Raw genomic sequence first — 17,008 nt, forward strand, 5'->3', positions numbered from 1 at the left:
ACCTCCATAACGTAAAGCAGAGAAGATCCATTTACAATGCAAGGGTATTTTTATAAGATGCATTTGATATACATCATTAGATTTTCACATAAAGGAAGCACGTATGCTTGACGCACAAACCATCGCTACAGTAAAGGCCACCATTCCCCTGCTGGTTGAAACAGGACCGAAACTGACCGCCCACTTCTACGACCGTATGTTTACGCATAATCCGGAGCTCAAAGAAATCTTCAATATGAGCAACCAGCGTAACGCCTCCCAGCGTGAAGCCCTGTTTAATGCTATCGCGGCCTACGCCAGCAATATCGAAAATTTACCGGCGTTGCTGCCGGCGGTAGAAAAAATCGCGCAGAAGCACACCAGCTTCCAGATTAAGCCGGAGCAGTACAACATCGTCGGGACACATCTGCTGGCGACGCTGGACGAAATGTTCAACCCGGGCCAGGAAGTGCTGGACGCGTGGGGCAAAGCCTATGGCGTACTGGCTAACGTCTTTATTCATCGGGAAGCCGAGATTTATCACGAGAACGCCAGCAAAGACGGCGGCTGGGAAGGCACGCGCCCCTTCCGCATCGTTGCAAAAACCCCGCGTAGCGCACTGATCACCAGCTTTGAGTTTGAACCAGTCGACGGCGGTACGGTGGCGGAATACCGTCCCGGGCAGTATCTAGGGGTCTGGCTGAAGCCGGAAGGTTTTGCGCATCAGGAGATCCGCCAATATTCACTGACCCGTAAACCCGATGGCAAAGGGTACCGTATTGCCGTGAAGCGTGAAGACGGCGGCCAGGTATCAAACTGGTTACACCATCACGCCAGCGTAGGCGATGTGGTGCATCTGGCTGCGCCGGCAGGTGACTTCTTTATGAATGTCGCCGCTGATACCCCCGTTTCGCTGATTTCCGCTGGCGTCGGCCAGACGCCGATGTTGGCGATGCTCGATACGCTGGCGAAAGAACAGCATACCGCGCAGGTGAACTGGTTCCACGCGGCGGAGAACGGCGACGTTCATGCGTTTGCCGACGAAGTGAGCGAGCTGGGCCGTACACTGCCGCGTTTCACTGCCCATACCTGGTACCGCGAACCGACCGAGGCCGATCGCGCCCAACGCGTCTTTGACAGCGAAGGGCTGATGGATTTAAGCAAACTGGAAGCCGCAATCAGCGATCCGGCAATGCAGTTCTATCTTTGCGGCCCGGTAGGCTTTATGCAGTTTGCCGCAAAACAACTGGTTTCCCTTGGCGTGAATCACGAAAACATTCATTACGAATGCTTCGGCCCGCATAAAGTGCTGTAATTGCAAGAAATCCTCTGAAAAAACGGGCGTTATCGTTAAGGCGAACGCCCGTTTTCCTCCCCGTTCCCCTGCTTATTGCGCTGCTTTTTATGCCTTTCTTTTACAAAAAAGGGGAATAAAAAAAGTCTGTGCAAATCGTGTTATTATTAACGTTTGACTTAGCTCGTTAGGGCATCTTTTTATGCAGCAACCTGTTGTACGCATTGGAGAGTGGCTGGTTACACCTTCTGTTAATCAGATCAGTCGTCAGGGACGCCAGATTACTCTTGAACCACGGCTGATCGATCTTCTGATGTATTTTGCGCATCATCCGGATGAAGTGTTAAGCCGGGATAACATTATTGATCATGTCTGGATGCGCACCATCGTGACCAACCATGTTGTCACCCAAAGCATTTCTGAACTACGCAAATCATTAAGAGATGGCGGAGACAGCAATGCTGAATACATCGTTACCGTACCTAAACGCGGCTATAAGCTGACGGCGCCGGTTATCTGGTGCGAAGAAAATAGCGATGAGATCGATAATTCATCAACGTCGCCGCCGCCGCCGATCGCAGCGACGAATGCAGAACCGACGGAGGGGGTTCCTGCCGCTGCGCCTGTGCCGCCCGCCTCTTTGCAAACGCCGACTAAAAAGGCGAAAAAGCCGCGTATCGCCGCTTTCTGGACGTGGGTGATGTTCCTGCTCTCGCTGGCGACGCTGGTGGTGTTTATCGTGATGTCGGTGGTAGATCATAATGCCGCGGTAACAAAAACGCGGTTATTACTTAACCCACGAGATATAGATGTTCGTTTTGAAGGCGGCAATTCCTGTAATAACTGGGTCTCGCAGGAGTCCTACGCCATCGGTCTGGGCGGCTTAATCACCGACCTGCTGAACACCTACTCGACCTTTATGGTGCACGATAAAACTAATTACCGGGTCAATGAGCCAAGCAGCTCCGGTAAGACGTTAACCATTCAGTTTGTCAATCAGCGCCACTATCGGGCGCAGCAGTGCTTTATGTCTGTGGTGCTCATTGATAACGCCGATGGTTCAACCATGCTGGATAAGCGTTATTTCGTCACCAATACTAACCAGTTGTCCATCCAGGATGATCTGTTTAATAGCCTGTCTTTCGTTTTAACACAGCCCTGGCCTAATCGTATGCGAGAACAACTGGCCCTGTTCAGAACGCCGCAAAATACCGCGCTGATGCGTTTTTATGAGGCGCGCCAGCTTATTCTGAGCGGCGATGCGCAGGCGCTAAGTAAAGCCAGCGATATTCTGAATGGCATTATTAAGGAAACGCCTGATTTCAACTATGCCTATGAATATAAAGTGCTGGTAGATGTATTACGGCAATCACAACAGCCGTTTGATAAAGAACAAGTGGCTGCGCTGAACGAAGAGTTTAAAAAAATAGATCAAATTCCGGGCGTTGAGAAAACGTCTGTTTATTATAAAATCAAGACCGTTGATCTTTTGGGCAAAGGTGATATCGATGCAGCGTATGAGGAAATCAATAAAAGCATCGAGCTTGAAATGTCGTGGTTTAACTATGTCCTGTTGGGGAAAGTTTACGAAATGAAAGGTGAGAATCGTCTGGCCGCTGATGCCTATCTGACCGCCTTTAATTTACGTCCAGGTGAAAATACGCTGTACTGGATCGAGAACGGCGTATTTCAGACATCCGTTCAGAAAATTGTCCCTTATCTGAATAGTTTTCTGGCAGAAGATTAAATTTAACGCTAAACCATGACAAATAAAAGCGAAAAGATATTAAATTTTTCGCTTTTATTTTGTGAAAAATATGTTGCCAAAAATAGCTTATGTTAATTTTGACAACATATTCATCGCAAAGAAATGTAAATATAACCCTTTGTAATTAAACGATGTTTATCCTTTCATGATATTTTCCATGATGTTTATATGTTAATTCAAAAAAATCAATCTATCAGTTTTTTCATGTTTGTGTTTATTTCACTTTTTCTTTAGGACTTATCTCAACCCATTCGTTAATCTTGTCGACAGTTGAACGGGCACGCAGCATATATGAAGCATAAGCCCGGTTCTTAAAAATACAGCTCAGGAGAAATGAACATGAGTTCTGTCAAAAAGATCGGGCTATTTGCCTGTACTGGCGTCGTTGCCGGTAATATGATGGGGAGCGGGATTGCATTATTACCCGCCAACCTTGCCAGTATTGGTGGCATTGCCATCTGGGGCTGGGTAATTTCTATTATTGGGGCAATGTCGCTGGCTTATGTTTATGCGAGGCTGGCAACCAAAAACCCTCAACAGGGTGGCCCTATCGCTTATGCTGGGGAAATATCTCCGGCGTTTGGTTTCCAGACCGGCGTTCTTTATTATCACGCAAACTGGATTGGTAACTTAGCCATCGGCATTACCGCTGTTTCTTATCTTTCTACGTTCTTCCCGGCATTAAATAATCCAATACCGGCAGGTATTGCCTGTATTGCTATCGTCTGGCTGTTCACCTTTATTAATATGCTGGGTGGGGCCTGGGTCAGCCGCTTGACAACGATTGGCCTATTCCTGGTGCTGATCCCGGTAGTCTTGACCGCAGTCGCCGGCTGGCATTGGTTCGATATCGCGACCTATCACGCGAACTGGAACACGTCCACGACGACCGACTCTCACGCCATTGTTAAAAGTATTCTGCTCTGCCTGTGGGCGTTCGTTGGCGTTGAGTCTGCCGCCGTCAGCACCGGCATGGTGAAAAACCCGAAACGCACCGTACCGCTGGCAACCATGCTGGGTACCGCGCTGGCAGGCATCATCTATATCGCCGCGACTCAGGTTATCGCCGGGATGTTCCCAGCTTCCGTTATGGCCTCTTCCGGCGCGCCGTTCGCTATCAGTACCTCCACGATTCTGGGTGGCTGGGCTGCGCCGCTGGTTTCCGCCTTTACCGCTTTCGCCTGCCTGACGTCTCTGGGCTCCTGGATGATGCTGGTCGGCCAGGCTGGGGTTCGCGCCGCCAACGACGGCAACTTCCCGAAAATTTACGGTGAAATGGATAAAAACGGTATTCCGAAAAAAGGTCTGCTGTTGGCTGCGGTGAAAATGACGGCGCTGATGATTCTGATCACCATCATGAACTCCAGCGGCGGTAAAGCGTCCGACCTGTTCGGCGAACTGACCGGGATTGCCGTACTGCTTACCATGCTGCCGTACTTCTACTCCTGTGTTGACCTGATTCGCTTCGAAGGGTTCAACATCCGTAACTCGGTAAGCCTGATTTGTTCTGTACTGGGCTGCGCATTTTGCTTCATCGCACTGATGGGCGCCAGCTCCTTCGAACTCTCCGGCACCTTTATCGTCAGTCTGATCATCCTGATGTTCTACGGTCGCAAAATGCACCAGCGCCAGAACAACGACAGCGACAACAATACGGCTGAAGCGCTTTAACCGCTAACTCCTTTTTCTCAAAGCCCCTTTCGTCACCTGCTATAGCGTAGCGGGAGGGGCCCACTTTACCAGGAACAAGACTATGAACGTTATTGCTATCATGAACCACATGGGCGTCTACTTTAAAGAAGAGCCTATTCGTGAACTGCATCGTGCACTGGAAGGTTTAAATTTCCGTATCGTCTATCCAAACGACCGAGAAGACCTGCTGAAGCTGATTGAAAATAACTCCCGCCTTTGCGGCGTCATTTTCGACTGGGATAAATATAACCTTGAGCTTTGCGAAGAGATTAGCAAGCTGAACGAGTATATGCCGCTGTACGCCTTCGCCAACAGCTACTCTACGCTGGACGTCAGCCTCAACGATCTGAGAATGCAGGTTCGCTTCTTTGAATATGCTTTAGGCGCCGCAGCCGATATCGCGGCGAAAATTCGCCAGAATACCGATGAATACATCGACAATATTCTGCCGCCGCTGACAAAAGCGTTGTTCAAATATGTGCGCGAAGGGAAATATACTTTCTGTACGCCTGGCCACATGGGCGGGACCGCTTTCCAGAAAAGCCCCGTCGGCAGCATCTTTTATGATTTCTTCGGCCCGAACACGATGAAATCCGATATTTCGATTTCCGTTTCCGAACTGGGTTCACTGCTGGACCACTCCGGCCCGCATAAAGAAGCGGAAGAGTATATCGCCCGCGTCTTTAACGCCGAACGTAGCTACATGGTGACGAACGGCACCTCTACGGCGAACAAAATCGTCGGTATGTACTCCGCGCCGGCAGGCAGCACGGTACTGATTGACCGTAACTGCCATAAATCGCTGACCCATCTGATGATGATGAGCGACATTACGCCGATTTATTTCCGCCCAACCCGTAACGCCTACGGTATTCTTGGCGGTATTCCGCAAAGCGAGTTCCAGCACGCCACTATCGCTAAACGGGTAAAAGAGACGCCTAACGCAACCTGGCCGGTCCATGCTGTTATTACTAACTCAACCTATGACGGTCTGTTGTATAACACTGACTACATCAAGAAAACTCTGGACGTGAAGTCCATTCATTTTGACTCCGCCTGGGTGCCTTATACCAATTTCTCTCCTATTTATCAGGGTAAATGCGGTATGAGCGGCGACCGTGTAGAAGGCAAAATCATTTATGAAACCCAGTCCACACATAAACTGCTGGCGGCGTTTTCACAGGCATCCATGATTCATGTTAAAGGCGACATTAACGAAGAAACCTTTAACGAAGCCTACATGATGCATACCACCACTTCTCCGCACTACGGTATCGTAGCGTCTACTGAAACCGCAGCGGCGATGATGAAAGGTAATGCGGGTAAACGCCTGATTAACGGCTCTATTGAACGTGCGATTAAATTCCGTAAAGAAATTAAACGCCTGAAAAGCGAATCTGACGGCTGGTTCTTTGACGTATGGCAGCCGGAACATATCGATGGAGCTGAGTGCTGGCCGCTGCGTTCAGATAGCGCATGGCATGGCTTCAAAAATATCGATAACGAACACATGTACCTCGACCCGATCAAAGTCACTATCCTGACGCCGGGGATGAAGAAAGACGGTACGATGGATGAATTCGGTATTCCGGCAAGTCTGGTCGCCAAATATCTCGATGAACGCGGCATCATCGTAGAAAAAACCGGTCCATACAACCTGCTGTTCCTGTTCAGCATTGGTATCGACAAAACCAAAGCTCTGAGCCTGCTGCGCGCGCTCACTGAATTTAAACGCGCCTTTGACCTGAACCTGCGCGTCAAAAACATTCTGCCGGCACTGTACCGCGAAGCGCCTGAGTTTTATGAAAATATGCGCATCCAGGAACTGGCACAGAATATTCATAAACTGGTCGAACATCATAATCTGCCGGACTTAATGTACCGTGCGTTTGAAGTGCTGCCGAAAATGGTGATGACGCCGTATACTGCGTTCCAGAAAGAGCTGCATGGCGAAACGGAAGAGGTGTATCTTGAAGAGATGGTTGGACGCGTCAACGCCAACATGATCCTTCCTTACCCTCCGGGAGTGCCGCTGGTGATGCCTGGTGAAATGATCACCGAGGAAAGCCGTCCGGTACTGGAATTCCTGCAAATGCTGTGCGAAATCGGCGCCCACTATCCGGGCTTCGAAACCGATATCCACGGCGCCTATCGTCAGGCAGACGGACGTTACACCGTTAAGGTGCTGAAAGAAAATACGAAATAAGTACCAAAGGGAAGTGGCTTGCCACTTCCCTTTTTTCACGCAGCAAGGAGACTTTATGAAAACACCCTCACAACCGCGCGCGATTTTTTACATCGTGGCGATTCAAATTTGGGAATACTTCAGCTTTTACGGCATGCGTGCCTTACTCATCCTTTATCTTACCCACCAGCTTGGTTTTAATGACAGCCACGCGATCAACCTCTTCAGCGCCTACGCCTCTTTAGTTTACGTTACCCCTATTCTTGGCGGCTGGCTTGCCGACCGCCTGCTTGGCAACCGCGTGGCGGTTATCACCGGCGCCCTATTGATGACGCTGGGTCATGTGGTATTGGGCTTAGAATCTGATTCAACGCTGAGTTTATATGCGGCGCTGGCCATTATTATCTGCGGCTACGGCTTGTTTAAATCCAATATTAGCTGTCTGCTGGGCGAACTTTACGCCCCTGATGACAACCGCCGCGACGGGGGATTCTCGCTGCTCTACGCCGCCGGGAATATTGGATCGATAGCCGCGCCGATCGCCTGTGGTCTGGCGGCGCAGTGGTATGGCTGGCATGTCGGCTTTGCGCTGGCGGGCGTGGGAATGTTCATCGGCCTGCTCATCTTTTTAAGCGGTCATCGCCACTTTCAGCAGACGCGCGGTGTTAATCGCCCCGCGCTGCGGGCGGTTAAATTCGCCCTTCCAACCTGGGGTTGGCTGGTATTAATGCTGTGTATCGCGCCGGTATTCTTCACCCTCCTGCTGGAAAATAACTGGTCTGGCTATGTGCTGGCCATTGTCTGCGTCTTCGCGGCGCAACTTATCGCCCGTATTATGGTTAAATTTCCCGAACACCGTCGCGCCTTGTGGCAAATCGTTCTGTTAATGATCACCGGCACTCTCTTCTGGGTTCTGGCGCAGCAGGGCGGAAGTTCGATCAGTTTATTCATCGACCGTTTTGTCAACCGCCACTGGCTGAACATGACCGTCCCCACCGCATTGTTCCAGTCGGTCAATGCGATTGCGGTGATGGCGGCAGGCGTGGTGCTGGCGTGGCTGAGCAGCCCGAAAGAGAGCGCCCGCTCGGTGCTGCGCGTCTGGCTTAAATTTGCCGTGGGGCTGGTATTAATGGGCGGCGGTTTTATGCTGCTGGCGCTAAACGCGCATCAGGCCCGGTTAGACGGGCAGGCATCAATGGGAATGATGATCGCAGGGCTGGCGCTGATGGGCTTTGCGGAGCTGTTTATTGATCCGGTCGCGATGGCGCAAATTACCCGCCTCAACCTGCCTGGCGTCACGGGCGTACTGACCGGTATTTATATGCTGGCGACCGGCGCGGTCGCTAACTGGCTGGCTGGCGTCGTCGCGCAACAAACCACGGAATCGCAAATTAGTGATACGGCGGTAGCCGCCTACGGACACTTTTTCTCGCAAATGGGCGAGTGGACGCTAAGTTGCGTGGCGCTGATCGTCGCCATTGTCGGCCTGAGATGGGTTTGCACCCGGACTACATCGGCGCTACCGCAGGGCGATTAAACGGTGGTTCGCTGCCCACAAGGAGGAGACGGGCAGCGAATCGGCACATCAGATAGCCGCGTCGTCTTCTTCGCCAGTACGGATACGAATAACGCGGGCGACATCAAAGACAAAGATCTTACCGTCGCCGATTTTCCCCGTCTGCGCGGTACGAATGATGGTATCAACACAGGTATCCACGATGTCGTCAGGCACAACGATTTCAATTTTTACCTTCGGCAGAAAATCCACCATATATTCCGCGCCGCGATACAGTTCGGTGTGGCCTTTTTGACGGCCAAAGCCTTTGACTTCAGTGACCGTCATGCCGGTAATACCTACCTCGGCCAGCGCTTCACGGACATCGTCCAGCTTGAAGGGTTTAATAATCGCATCAATCTTTTTCATGCTATTCCTTGAAAAGGTCGCCTGTGTTTTGATCGGTTAAACGTAACATATTTCGCGCTACTTTACGGCATGAAAACTACTCTTTGAAATCATTCGCATCCAGTTCGTGACGGGAGAGTAGTTTATAGAATTCCGTGCGGTTGCGCCCCGCCATCCTTGCCGCGTGCGTCACGTTACCTTTGGTAATTTGCAGTAACTTGCGCAGATAGTTCAGTTCAAATTGGTTTCGCGCTTCGGCAAAAGTTGGCAGCGCGGTGTTTTCGCCTTCCAGCGCCTGCTCGACCAATGCATCGCTGATCACCGGCGAAGAGGTTAACGCCACACATTGTTCAATGACGTTGACCAGTTGGCGCACGTTGCCCGGCCAGCTTGCCGTCATCAGCCGTTTCATTGCATCAGTAGAAAAGGCGCGAACAAACGGTTTATGCCGCTGTGCCGACTGTCTGAGCAGATGATTAGCCAGCAGCGGAATATCCTCGGTACGCTCCGCCAGCGCCGGAATTTTCAGGCTCACGACATTCAGCCGGTAGTACAAATCTTCACGAAATTCGCCCCGCGCCATCGCCTTCGGCAGATCGCGGTGCGTCGCGGAAATAATTCGCACGTCGATATCAATATCGCGATTGCTGCCCAGCGGCCTGACTTTGCGCTCCTGTAACACCCGCAGCAGCTTCACCTGTAACGGCGCGGGCATATCGCCAATTTCATCCAGAAACAGCGTGCCGCCTTCCGCCGCCTGGAACAACCCTTCACGATTGCTCACTGCGCCGGTAAAGGCGCCGCGCGCATGGCCGAATAATTCGGACTCCAGCAACTGTTCCGGCAACGCGCCGCAGTTGATGGCGACAAACGGCTTGTTACTGCGCGGGCTGGCATTATGAATCGCCTGTGCGAAAATCTCTTTTCCGGTGCCGCTTTGTCCGTTAATCAATACGCTGACATCCGACTGCGCGACCATGCGCGCCTGTTCAAGCAGTCGCAGCATCAGCGGGCTACGGGTAACGATAGCGTTGCGCCAGCTATCGTCCGTCGCGGGAGCGGACTGCTCCAGCGCTTCATCTATCGCTTTATATAACGCGTCTCTGTCGATCGGCTTCGTCAAAAAGCTGAATACGCCTTTCTGGGTAGCGGCCACCGCATCCGGAATGGAACCATGCGCCGTCAGAATGATAACCGGCATTCCCGGCTGTACTTTCTGAATTTCTGTGAACAGTTGCATACCATCCATTTCGTCCATGCGCAGGTCGCTTATTACCAGATCCACTTTTTCCCGATGCAGTACCCGCAGTCCTTCCTGACCGCTCTCTGCGGTCACGACGCTGTATCCTTCACTGGTCAGGCGCATACCGAGCAATTTCAGTAATCCGGGATCGTCATCGACCAGCAGCAGGTGCGCCGGTTTACGGCTTATCATGGCGTTACCTCATCTTGTGACGGCGACGGCGCCGCGCCATCTTCAGACGTCGCGGGTTTGTCATTGGTATGCGGCGTATCGGCGTTGTAATTCCCTGCCGGTTTTCGTGTCGAAAGCTGGCGCTCAATATCGGTTAAACTCTCCAGCTTACGGGTGGTAAGATCGAGCTGCGTTTGCAAGGCCTGTTGCTGCTGGCGCAGCGCATCCAGCTCACTATCTGACGTTTGCTGGAGTTTGCTATAACGCTGACGTTCGGCAGAAAGTGCTAATTGCAGCGCCTGACCGTCATGCCAGATTTGGTAGACGGGCCGCACCTGAGCCGGTATTTGCGCGCTTAACGCCTCCAGACGGGTCACTATGGCGCGCCGCTCCGGCGGCGTAATTTTTGCATCCGCCAGTAAGATCCCGCGCCTGAAGGCATTCTGCCAGTTATCATCCGTCAACGCGCGCGCCTCTGCGCGCGACTGAACCGGCATCAGACGATCGGCGCAGTCAATCGTGCGTAGCCAGTACAGCGGATTCGTCTCCACCGCCTGCCCGCGTAGCGACCAGATATCCGCGCACGCCGTCGGGAGATAATCCGCCAGTTGATAATGGGGGAGCGTGTCCTGCGCTGCGCTACCGGGCTGTTGCTGTGAAGCATGGGGAACACATGCGGTCAGCGCCAGACACGATATGCCCACCGGTATTCCCCACCGCAAAAGGCATCGTTTAATAGTTTGGACGAAAACGTGTGACATACGCACCAGGCTTAAATTCATATTAGTGTTTGTCAGATGCAGGCAATGGCAGCGAGATGCGAAAACAAACTTCCTGCGCGTTGTCATCCACCAGTTGGATCTCTCCCTGCATTCGACGAATACAATCTCTGGCGATACTCAGCCCTAACCCACTGCCTTTTACCGCCCCTTTTCGCTGGTGGCTTCCCTGGAAAAAAGGCTCAAAAATCATTTCTCTTTCGGTTTGCGGAATCGGTTCGCCGCTATTAACCACATCGATATAAACCGTGGAGCCCTGAGAGCGACTACGGATACAAATGTTACCGGATTCAGCGCCATAGTGCACCGCGTTGGAATAGAGATTATCCAGCACGCTCATCAGCAACATGGGCTCTGCTATGCAGCGTTCGGCCTCCAGGTCGACATCGGTATGCATCATTTTAGCGCGGGCAGGCAAACTGTGGGCGGAAACCACCATATCCACAAGCGGCGCGATATCGACCGCTTCCAGCTCTGTGGCACTGTCTACCAGTTTCCGGTTGTAATCAAGCAATTGCTCAATCAATTTTTGTAAATTACGACTGCTGTCATCCAGAATATCGACCACCTCTTTTTGCTCCGGCGTCAGCGGCCCAACCACCTGATCGGCCAGCAGCTCTGTCCCCTCGCGCATACTAGCCAGCGGGGTTTTCAGCTCATGGGACAGGTGACGTAGAAACTGATGGCGCTGGGATTCCAGCCACGCCAGACGCTCACTCAGCCAGATAATGCGCTGCCCCACCGATCGTAATTCACGCGGACCGGTAAAGGTGACGGTATTCCCCAAAGAACGGCCTTCGCCCAGGCGATTAATCATCCGTTCAATTCCTTTCACCGGCCCGATAATCATGCGGGTAAAAAGTAGCACCATCGCCAGGCTCACCAGAAATAGCACCAGCGCCTGCCAGCCGAAAAATTGTCCGCGCTCGGCGATTTCTTGTTGTAACTGCTGCCCGCGCGAGTAAACCACAGTACGCGTCGCCTGCACCATTTCCGTATTCGCGTTGGCAAAGGCCTCCAGACGCGCGGCCGCTGCCGCTTCCGGGCCGCTATCTTTACACTGCAATTGCGCCAGCGCGTTTAAATCCTGGCGTAACGCCTGATACAACTTATCATCCGGCAAGACGCCGGCATGGGCGTCCAGCATATCGCTATAGCGCTTACGCTGGCTTTGATACACTTTTGCCAGCGTCGGATCGTCAAGCACGCAATACTGTCGGTAGCTTCGCTCCATCTCCAGCGCGACGTTGGTCATCGCCTCGCTGCGCCGGGCGTCAATAAGCGTGCTGCGGTTAGTCACCGCAGCCTGATCGCTTAACGCGTTAAGGCTTTGCCACGCCTGCCAGGCCAGAACCAGCAACGGCAGCAGGATCAGCAAAAAGGCCAGCATGACCAATTGTCGTAAAGAACGGGGGAAAACAGACCAGCGCTTCAACGTGTCGCTCACATAAAAGAAGAATAAAAAAGATGCTAACCGAGGGAAGCGCCAGATACAACAAAGCCGGGCTAAACCCGGCTTTGTTATGGAATAAGGCGGTGCCTAACTCGACGTTTCGCCCGGAGGTTGATAAAGCTACGCTATTATCAGAAGTTGGACGGCAGGCACCTTGTTGTGCGTCATTCGAAGTTTATGTAGCGCGTCCCTAAGGGGCTGACATAAGAAGGTGAATGAGCCACTGGTTATCATTATGCAGTAATTGTGCCAACATTCAAAAGACTTTGTTAACACAATGATAGATATGAAAAATATCGTTATTCATGCTAAAAATGGCTCTGTCTGTTTTTTGCCCTTTCTGTCGCCAATCAGCAACACCTGCAACACCTAAAAATAAAACAATTTAAAATCAAATATTTAAATGTCTCTTTTTGGCGACAACCTATCCCCCACTCATGTCGGGATTTCCCGACACTTTAATCTTGCGGCATAAGCACTAGTTTATTGCCGGATGGCGGCGTAAACGCCTTATCCGGCCTACCGCTTGACGTTCAAGACGGTAGCTTCAACCGCGCTTCCCCGTGGGCCTGTAAACGCCGTCTACAAAAAAGCCCCTCGTGAAGAGGGGCTTAATGGCTATCGGGCTAATTAACCAAGCTGCTTACGCGCATTACGGAAGATACGCATCCACGGGCTATCCTCGCCCCAGTTTTCCGGGTGCCAGGAGTTGGCGACGGTGCGGAATACGCGTTCCGGATGCGGCATCATAATCGTCACCCGACCATTTTCGGTCGTCACCGCCGTGATGCCGTTCGGCGAACCGTTCGGGTTAGCCGGATAGGTTTCGGTCACCTTACCAAAGTTATCAACGTAGCGCAGGGCGACCAGGCCTTTGCTCTCAAGCGCGGCAAGATGCGCATCGTCCCGCACCTCAACGCGCCCTTCCCCATGGGAAACCGCAATCGGCATCTGTGAGCCTACCATTCCTTGCAGCAGCAGCGATGGGCTTTGCGTCACTTCTACCAGGCTGAAGCGGGCTTCGAAGCGGTCAGAATGGTTACGTACAAAACGCGGCCACAGTTCGCTGCCCGGGATCAGCTCGCGCAGATTCGACATCATCTGGCAACCGTTGCACACCCCAAGCGCCAGCGTCTGCGGACGATGGAAAAAGGTTTCGAATTCGTCGCGCACCCGAGGGTTAAACAGAATGGATTTCGCCCAACCTTCGCCCGCCCCCAGCACGTCGCCGTAGGAAAAGCCGCCGCAAGCCACCAGCGCATGGAAGTTGCCCAGACCGATACGACTGCCCAGCAGGTCGCTCATATGGACGTCAATCGCGTCAAAGCCCGCACGATGGAACGCCGCCGCCATCTCCACGTGAGAGTTCACCCCCTGCTCGCGCAGTACAGCGACTTTCGGTCGTGCGCCTGTCGCAATGTACGGCGCGGCGATATCTTCATTAATATCAAACGACAGCTTCACGTTGAGGCCCGGATCGGCATCATTCGCTTTCGCCTCGTGTTCCTGGTCGGCACATTGCGGATTGTCGCGCAGACGCTGCATCTGCCAGGTGGTTTCCGCCCACCAGACACGCAGCGTAGTGCGGCTTTCGCTGAATACCGTCTGGTCATTAGCGGTAATCACAAAGCGATCGCCAGCCAGGGCCTGACCAAGGTAGTGGACGCAGTCAGCAAGGCCGTACTGCGCCAACAGCGTTTCGACCGCGTCTCTGTCTTCAGCGCGTACCTGAATCACGCCGCCCAGCTCCTCGTTGAACAGTGCGGCCAGATGGTCATCGCCCAGCGCGGCGATATCGACCTGCACGCCGCAGTGGCCGGCAAAGGCCATCTCGGCCAGCGTCACCAGCAGACCGCCGTCGGAACGGTCGTGCCAGGCCAGTAATTTACGCGCAGCGACCAGCGCCTGCATGGCGTCATAGAAGCCTTTCAGTTGCGCGACGTCACGCACGTCCGCGGGTTTGTCGCCAAGCTGACGATAGACCTGCGCCAGCGCCGTTGCGCCCAGCGCGTTGTGGCCCTTGCCAAGATCGATCAGCAGCAAGGCGTTATCTTCCGTTGACAGCTGCGGCGTAAGGGTGTGACGCACGTCTTCCACGCGGGCAAACGCGGAAATCACCAGCGACAGCGGCGAGGTCATTTCGCGCTGTTCGTTGCCTTCCTGCCAGCGGGTTTTCATCGACATCGAATCTTTGCCCACCGGAATCGTCAGGCCAAGCTGCGGACAGAGTTCCTCTCCCACCGCTTTAACCGCGTCATATAAACCGGCATCTTCGCCAGGATGACCGGCTGCCGCCATCCAGTTAGCGGAAAGCTTAATGCGCTTGATATCGCCAATCTGCGTCGCGGCAATGTTAGTCAACGCTTCACCGACGGCCAGACGGGCGGAAGCGGCAAAGTCCAGCAGCGCCACCGGCGCGCGCTCGCCAATCGACATCGCTTCGCCGTAGTAGCTGTCGAGGCTGGCGGTAGTGACCGCGCAGTCAGCCACCGGAACCTGCCACGGGCCAACCATCTGGTCACGCGCCACCATACCGGTGACGGTACGGTCGCCAATAGTGACAAGGAAGGTTTTTTCCGCCACGGTCGGCAGATGCAGAACACGATTTACCGCGTCGGCAATCGTGATATCCGCGCGGTTCAGCGCATCGCCTTTCGCCTTCAATGTTTGCACATCGCGGGTCATTTTCGGCGTTTTGCCCAGCAGGACATCCAGCGGCAGGTCGATCGGCTGATTGTCGAAATGGTTATCATGCAACGAGAGATGCTGTTCTTCGGTAGCGTCGCCAATGACCGCATACGGCGCGCGTTCGCGCTTACACAGTTCATCGAACAGCGGCAACTGGTCAGCCGCGACCGCCAGCACATAGCGCTCCTGGGATTCGTTACACCAGATTTCCAGCGGGCTCATGCCCGGCTCGTCGCTAAGAATGTCGCGCAGTTCGAATTTCCCGCCGCGCCCGCCGTCGCTCACCAGCTCCGGCATGGCGTTGGAGAGACCGCCCGCGCCCACATCATGGATAAACAAGATTGGGTTAGCGTCGCCCAACTGCCAGCAGCGGTCGATCACTTCCTGGCAGCGGCGTTCCATTTCCGGGTTATCGCGCTGAACAGAGGCAAAATCGAGATCCGCATCAGACTGGCCGGAAGCCATTGAAGAAGCCGCCCCGCCGCCGAGGCCGATATTCATCGCCGGGCCGCCAAGGACGATCAGCTTCGCGCCAACAACGATCTCGCCTTTCTGCACGTGATCGGCGCGAATATTACCGATCCCGCCCGCCAGCATGATCGGCTTATGGTAGCCGCGCAGCTCTTCGCCGTTGTGGCTGTTCACTTTCTCTTCATAAGTACGGAAGTAACCGGTCAGCGCCGGGCGACCAAATTCGTTGTTAAACGCCGCGCCGCCCAGCGGGCCTTCGGTCATGATATCCAGCGCGGTGACAATACGTTCCGGCTTGCCAAAATCCTCTTCCCACGGCTGTTCAAAGCCCGGAATACGCAGGTTGGAAACGGAGAAGCCCACCAGCCCGGCTTTTGGTTTCGCGCCACGCCCGGTGGCGCCTTCATCACGAATTTCGCCGCCGGAACCGGTCGCCGCCCCCGGCCACGGAGAGATAGCGGTTGGGTGGTTATGCGTTTCGACCTTCATCAGAATGTGCGCGGGCTCCTGATGAAAATCGTAACGGCCAGTATTGTGATCGGCGAAGTAGCGCCCCACCGCAGATCCTTCCATCACCGCGGCATTGTCTTTATAGGCAGAGAGCACATAGTCCGGCGTGGTTTCGAAGGTGTTTTTAATCATTTTAAACAGCGACTTCGGCTGCGGTTTACCGTCGATAATCCAGTCGGCGTTAAAAATCTTGTGGCGGCAGTGCTCGGAGTTCGCCTGGGCGAACATGTACAATTCGATATCGTTCGGGTTGCGTCCCAGTTTGGTAAACGCCTCCTGCAAATAGTCGATTTCATCTTCCGCCAGCGCCAGACCAAGACGCAGGTTGGCGTCAATTAACGCCTGACGGCCTTCTCCCAGCAGATCGACACTGGAAACCGGCGTAGGCTGATGGTGGATAAACAGTTTTTCCGCATCGGTTAAAGAAGAGAACACCGTCTCCATCATACGGTCGTGCAGCTCTGCGGCCACTTGTCGCCACTGTTCCGCCGTCAACGTCGAAGCCTCGATATAGTACGCTACGCCGCGCTCCAGCCGATCAACCTGTTGCAGGCCGCAGTTGTGGGCGATATCCGTTGCTTTTGAAGACCAGGGGGAGATGGTACCAGGACGCGGTGTGACCAACAGGAGTTTACCCGCCGGCGTATGGCTGTTAAGCGCCGGGCCGTATTGCAACAGACGGGTAAGCTGCTCCTGCTCGCTATCATTTAACGGGGCGTTCAGGTCAGCAAAATGGACATACTCAGCGTATATATTGTGGACCTGGAGGTTGGCAGCCTGAAAGCGCGCCAGCAGTTTATTGATACGGAATGCAGACAGTGCAGGCGAACCACGCAGAATTTCCATCATAAGTCTCTCGTCTTCTAAGCTTC

10 protein-coding genes are annotated in these 17,008 nt (G+C 53.5%); 5 read left to right on the forward strand and 5 right to left on the reverse strand.

Features of this window, described 5'->3' with window-relative positions:
• Positions 1 to 103 precede the first annotated feature (103 nt).
• The 5 genes from hmpA (at position 104) to dtpD (ending at position 8,455) form a co-directional block, all read left to right on the forward strand.
• The gene (gene hmpA, locus EOS97_RS02530) at positions 104 to 1,294 is read left to right on the forward strand and encodes an NO-inducible flavohemoprotein (RefSeq protein WP_000883090.1); all 1,191 of its coding nucleotides are present in this window, start codon (positions 104 to 106) and stop codon (positions 1,292 to 1,294) included.
• 181 nt (positions 1,295 to 1,475) lie between these two features.
• Positions 1,476 to 3,020 (forward strand): lysine decarboxylation/transport transcriptional activator CadC, encoded by a 1,545-nt coding sequence (cadC, locus tag EOS97_RS02535; RefSeq protein ID WP_001187146.1) that lies wholly within the window; start codon positions 1,476 to 1,478, stop codon positions 3,018 to 3,020.
• A gap of 360 nt (positions 3,021 to 3,380) precedes the next feature.
• A complete protein-coding gene (gene cadB, locus EOS97_RS02540; RefSeq protein ID WP_000100008.1) occupies positions 3,381 to 4,712 on the forward strand; it encodes a cadaverine/lysine antiporter in 1,332 nt (443 codons plus the stop codon).
• 82 nt (positions 4,713 to 4,794) lie between these two features.
• Positions 4,795 to 6,939 carry a lysine decarboxylase CadA gene (cadA, locus tag EOS97_RS02545; protein WP_001100652.1) on the forward strand — a complete coding sequence of 715 codons (2,145 nt, stop codon included), beginning with the start codon at positions 4,795 to 4,797 and terminating at the stop codon, positions 6,937 to 6,939.
• Positions 6,940 to 6,994: 55 nt separating this feature from the next.
• A complete protein-coding gene (gene dtpD / locus EOS97_RS02550; protein ID WP_000856793.1) occupies positions 6,995 to 8,455 on the forward strand; it encodes a dipeptide permease DtpD in 1,461 nt (486 codons plus the stop codon).
• Between the two features lie 48 nt (positions 8,456 to 8,503).
• Here dtpD and glnB read toward each other — a convergent pair whose 3' ends face one another.
• The 5 genes from glnB to purL all read right to left on the reverse strand — a co-directional run bounded on the left by glnB (position 8,504) and on the right by purL (position 16,985).
• Complete coding sequence (gene glnB, locus EOS97_RS02555; RefSeq protein ID WP_000717694.1) at positions 8,504 to 8,842, reverse strand: nitrogen regulatory protein P-II; 339 nt, start codon at positions 8,840 to 8,842, stop codon at positions 8,504 to 8,506.
• A gap of 76 nt (positions 8,843 to 8,918) precedes the next feature.
• Complete coding sequence (gene glrR / locus EOS97_RS02560) at positions 8,919 to 10,253, reverse strand: two-component system response regulator GlrR (RefSeq protein ID WP_024131115.1); 1,335 nt, start codon at positions 10,251 to 10,253, stop codon at positions 8,919 to 8,921.
• Positions 10,253 to 11,017, reverse strand: coding sequence for a two-component system QseEF-associated lipoprotein QseG (gene qseG / locus EOS97_RS02565; protein ID WP_001054245.1), 765 nt, complete (start codon positions 11,015 to 11,017; stop codon positions 10,253 to 10,255). The genes glrR and qseG overlap by 1 nt, the downstream gene beginning before the upstream one ends.
• Position 11,018: 1 nt before the next feature.
• Positions 11,019 to 12,449 (reverse strand): two component system sensor histidine kinase QseE/GlrK, encoded by a 1,431-nt coding sequence (gene qseE / locus EOS97_RS02570; protein WP_001670672.1) that lies wholly within the window; start codon positions 12,447 to 12,449, stop codon positions 11,019 to 11,021.
• Positions 12,450 to 13,097: 648 nt separating this feature from the next.
• Entirely contained in the window at positions 13,098 to 16,985 is a 3,888-nt protein-coding gene (purL, locus tag EOS97_RS02575) for a phosphoribosylformylglycinamidine synthase (RefSeq protein ID WP_127836111.1), read from the reverse strand.
• Positions 16,986 to 17,008: the final 23 nt, after the last annotated feature.

Origin of the sequence: Salmonella sp. SSDFZ54 (genome assembly GCF_004010735.1) — a bacterium.
Lineage (GTDB): Bacteria > Pseudomonadota > Gammaproteobacteria > Enterobacterales > Enterobacteriaceae > Salmonella > Salmonella enterica.